A 4189-nucleotide genomic window follows, 5' to 3' on the forward strand; every position below is an offset into this window, starting at 1 on the left:
TGGGAGAGTAGGTCATCGCCGGTTTATTTTTGAAAAAGACCCCGTATCGAAAGATGCGGGGTCTTTTGTTGTATCTGCTGATGTGAATCAGTGGATCCGGTATGGGTGCCTCGTGAAGCTAGTGTGTTGTGTGTACTGCGGACTGGTGGCCGGGGTTGTTTCTTTTCGATGCTGAAGCGTGCGCCGCTATAGAAAACCAGCTACCGCAGAGAACTTGCGCCGCCGAAACCCCAGTACTGTAACCCCAGTGCCGCAAAAACCCACAGGGGCATCCTGTACGGGTAGCTTGGTGGCCCAAATGAGGTCTAAACAATAAAGGTGTGTCACAAAAAGAAAGCTGGGAGGTTCCTGAAAGTGAACACTTGGTGAACACACTTTAGCCTCTTGATGGATATAATCACCCCTCTCCCCCTCACTCTCGCATAAGCCACATAAACCAACTTAAGCATTCCGATATGTGCACCCTTTTTTCCGCGGAATATCGGGAGAGTTTCCCCTAAAATATGGGCTCTATAGTAAAACCCTCACGGAAACCCGCTCAATACTGTGGGTTTATCTGTTATTTCGTGTTAATTCGGAATACTTTAGATTTCGCGAAAACCGACAGATAATTTTCTTGTGACTACAGAACTCATTATTCTCGTGATCGTGGTGCTGACCGCGCTCGCCTTCGACTTTACGAATGGCTTCCACGACACCGGCAACGCGATGGCAACCTCCATCGCCACCGGTGCGCTGAAGCCTAAGACCGCCGTGGCGCTGTCTGCGTCCCTGAACCTCGTTGGCGCGTTCCTCTCTGTTGAGGTGGCGCGTTCGGTCGGTAGCGGCATCGTGAACCTGGACCGTATCGATGTAACAACGGACGGTCCGGCATTGATGCTCATCGTCTTTACCGGTCTGGTGGGCGGTATCCTCTGGAATGTTTTGACCTGGCTTCTGGGTCTTCCCTCCTCCTCCTCGCACGCTCTGTTTGGTGGCCTGATTGGTTCGGCTATTGTCGCTATCGGCTTTGACGGCGTGCAGTGGATGGGTGTTCTGTCCAAGATTATTGTTCCCGCGGTCCTCTCCCCCGTCATTGCGGCTATTGTGGCGGCAACCGGCACCTGGCTGGTTTACCGTATTGCTGCCCCGGTGGCTGACGACCGTAAGCACGGCGGCTTCCGCAAGGGACAGGTTGCGACCGCATCCCTGATGTCTCTGGCGCACGGTACTAACGATGCGCAGAAGACCATGGGCGTGATCTTCCTGGCTCTGGTTGCTTCGGGCACTCTGAGCAACGATGACGCGATCCCCCTGTGGGTGAAGGCTTCCTGCGCTATTGCTATTGCTCTGGGTACTTACCTGGGCGGTTGGCGCATTATCCGCACCCTCGGTAAGGGCATCGTTGAGGTAGACACCCCGCAGGGTGTTGCTGCTGACGGTGCATCCGCTGCGATTATTCTGACCTCCTCCCACTTCGGTATGGCTCTGTCGACCACTCACGTGGCGTCCGGTTCGATTCTGGGTAGTGGCCTGGGTCGTAAGGGTGCTGAGGTTCGCTGGTCTGTTGCTGGCCGCATGGTGGTTGCTTGGCTGATTACCCTGCCGGCTGCCGCGATTGTGGGTGCTCTGACCTGGTTGATTGGTCACGGCCTGAATGCTCTGACCGGCACCCAGTTTGTTGGCGAAATGACCGTGTTCGCTCTGCTGGTGATCTTCTGCTTCCTGATGTGGCGTCATTCCCAGAAGGACAACATTGACGCTTCGAACGTGACTGGCGACTGGGATGAAAAGGAAGGCGCTGCAGTCACCAGCGCTGAGGCATCCGCAGAAGCCCAGACCCTTGCTACTGAGAAGGCAGGTTCGTAGTCGTGGAATATCTGATGGACATTGTGAACAAGGTTATTCCGGTGCTGATTGCCGGTTTGTTCTTTGGCGCGGGCCTTCCGGCGCTCTATGCGCTGGGTCTGCGTATGCTGGCTGGTCGTACCGAGTACACCGCGGACGGCAAGCTCGTTGAAATTGAGCCTCCGGGAACGGCGGCGAAGATTGCTGCGTTCTGCATTTTTGCTATTATCGTAGCAATCGTAATCATCGGTATTCTCTGGGTCGCTAAGGACTTTATCGACCACACTTTCGGCTGGAATATCTTCGGCGTAACCGGTGGAGGCCACTAATCCCGTGAACACTAAATTGCATATGATGACTGCTTCGAAGGAGGGGCTCGATGCCTGATAAGAGCATGATCTCTCGAGTAATCGACTGGCTGAGCGTCGGGTATCCCAAGGATGTTCCGGTGCAGGACCGCGCGGCAGTGATGGCTATTTTGAAGATGCGTCTGACCGATGAGCAGCTGCAGGAAGTTGTTCGCCAGCTCATGCAGTCCCGTGCTGCCCGTGGTGAGGCGTACGTGAGTGACCAGCGCATTAATGAGTACATTCGTCGAGTGGTGGATCATACCCCGACCCCGCAGGATATTGACCGCGTCGCTAAGATTCTTGGTGCGCACGGCTTCCTGATTGCAGAGAATCACGTGAACGAGGACGCTGAGCCTACGGCTGGCGGTACCGAGTACGTGACCTACGATGATCCGACGACCGGCGAGATCCGTATTGCTGAGTTGGCTGCTGAATCGGCTAATATTCCGGCTCCGAACGCTACGGCTGCGCAGGATAACTAAATAGCCTGCGGTGAGAGTTGAGAGCTCTCATGAAGTTTGTGACCTATGGGGTGGACTGAGTCCACCCCATAGGTTTTCTTTATGCCCTCCGATGGATGTGCCGCGGGTTGCCGGCCTGCGCATAGGTGCGGGCGGTATTCTAGAGGGACTTCACTCCCCTCAAACCGTTGGTGGGCTTTGCGCTCGCCCTGCATCATGGAGATTCTGTGTCTTCTTCCCCTTCTTTGGAACCCGAGAACTCTCACATTCCCGATACTTCTACCCGGGGAGCCTCTCAGGGCTCTTCTGAGGCGGCATCCGTTGCCGCTGAGGACTCTGTGGCTAAGACCCCTTCTACCCGCGTCGATGCCGCTAAAGAGGCTATTGCTGGGCAGGTGCGCCGCCTCGTGGTGCCCCGCCGTTCCCTGCTTCTGACTGGCGGCGTGGTTGCTGCCGCTGGGGTGCTTGCGGCGATGCCGCAGATTGCCGCCACCGGTGTGTTGGGTGAGGATGCGGCGGCGGTGGTTTCAAACGAGAAGCTGCTGGCACGCCGTGAGCGTCTGGTTCGCGAGAATATTGATACCCGCTACCTGAAGATTGAGTCGCTGGGGCGTATCTATGTGGGTAAGGGGCGTGGTGAACAGGACCTGCGCCTGGTGGGTTCTTTCTCCCTCACGGAGGCGGCGCAGGCCGATTTGGCGGCGGCAGCTACGGCTCTGGCGAACCTGTCTGTCTACGGTTCTCTGCACCGGCTGAGCGTCACCTACGGTGGCGTGGACTCGGCGAATGACCCGCAGAACATCGCTAATACGGTGACGGATGCGCCGGTGAGCCCGCTGCGCGTGAATGAATCGGCAACCCTGAAGGAAGAGCAGTGGCTGAAGGTGCTGACCGCTAACGCAGCGCTGGGAACTAATGCGAGCTACGCTCAGGTGGGGCTGCTTGCGGATGAGCTGCGCCTGAACGCTGTGGTGATTGATGAGAACTATGAATCCCTGATGAAGCGTTTCCGTGCGCTAGCTGAGCTGGATTTGAAGAATGAGCGGGTACAGCAGATTCATCTGAATATTCAGTTGGCTCCGGAGAAGGCGCTGAGCCTGCCCTCGGGTGCGCAGTCGAAGATTTCGGTGAGTGTTGCCGAGCCTTCACGCGTGGCAACGGTTGCTGATGTGCTGTCGAAGGCTGCCACGAAGAAGGAGCTGAACACTTTGGCCTCGTTCTCGCTGGTGTGGAATGCTCGTGAGAAGTACCCCTCGGCGAGCCAGTGGGATGCGTTCAAGCTGGGCTTCAAGGCGCCGGAATCGAAGGAGGAGTCTGCGAAGGAGGCGCAACGCACTGCGGTTCGTAAGTACCTGCAGGAAGTTAGTGGCCCCCTGCAGGCTCTGACGAAGCGTGAGGCAACAGTGCCGGGTGAGGTTATTACCTAAACCCCTCAGTAATGTGATGGGTCTAACTAAAAAAATGTGCCTGGGGATTTGGTGAAGCCACAATAGGTGTTATAGACTAGTAGAGCACCGCGGGGGCGTGGCGCAATTGGTAGCGCATCTGCTT

4 protein-coding genes are annotated in these 4189 nt (G+C 56.5%); all 4 read left to right on the plus strand.

Annotated elements, in window-relative coordinates; translation table 11 throughout:
• Positions 1-618 precede the first annotated feature (618 nt).
• Positions 619-1848, plus strand: coding sequence for an inorganic phosphate transporter (locus tag HMPREF2879_RS02260; RefSeq protein ID WP_012902636.1), 1230 nt, complete (start codon positions 619-621; stop codon positions 1846-1848).
• Positions 1849-1862: 14 nt separating this feature from the next.
• A complete protein-coding gene (locus HMPREF2879_RS02265) occupies positions 1863-2156 on the plus strand; it encodes a hypothetical protein (protein ID WP_044149971.1) in 294 nt (97 codons plus the stop codon).
• A gap of 50 nt (positions 2157-2206) precedes the next feature.
• Positions 2207-2659: a DUF3349 domain-containing protein gene (locus tag HMPREF2879_RS02270; protein ID WP_049337595.1), complete on the plus strand. Its 453-nt coding sequence runs from the start codon at positions 2207-2209 to the stop codon at positions 2657-2659.
• Between the two features lie 206 nt (positions 2660-2865).
• Positions 2866-4065, plus strand: coding sequence for an acetamidase (locus tag HMPREF2879_RS02275; protein ID WP_246822890.1), 1200 nt, complete (start codon positions 2866-2868; stop codon positions 4063-4065).
• Positions 4066-4189 lie beyond the last annotated feature (124 nt).

Source organism: Rothia sp. HMSC069C04 (assembly GCF_001812895.1).
GTDB lineage: Bacteria > Actinomycetota > Actinomycetes > Actinomycetales > Micrococcaceae > Rothia.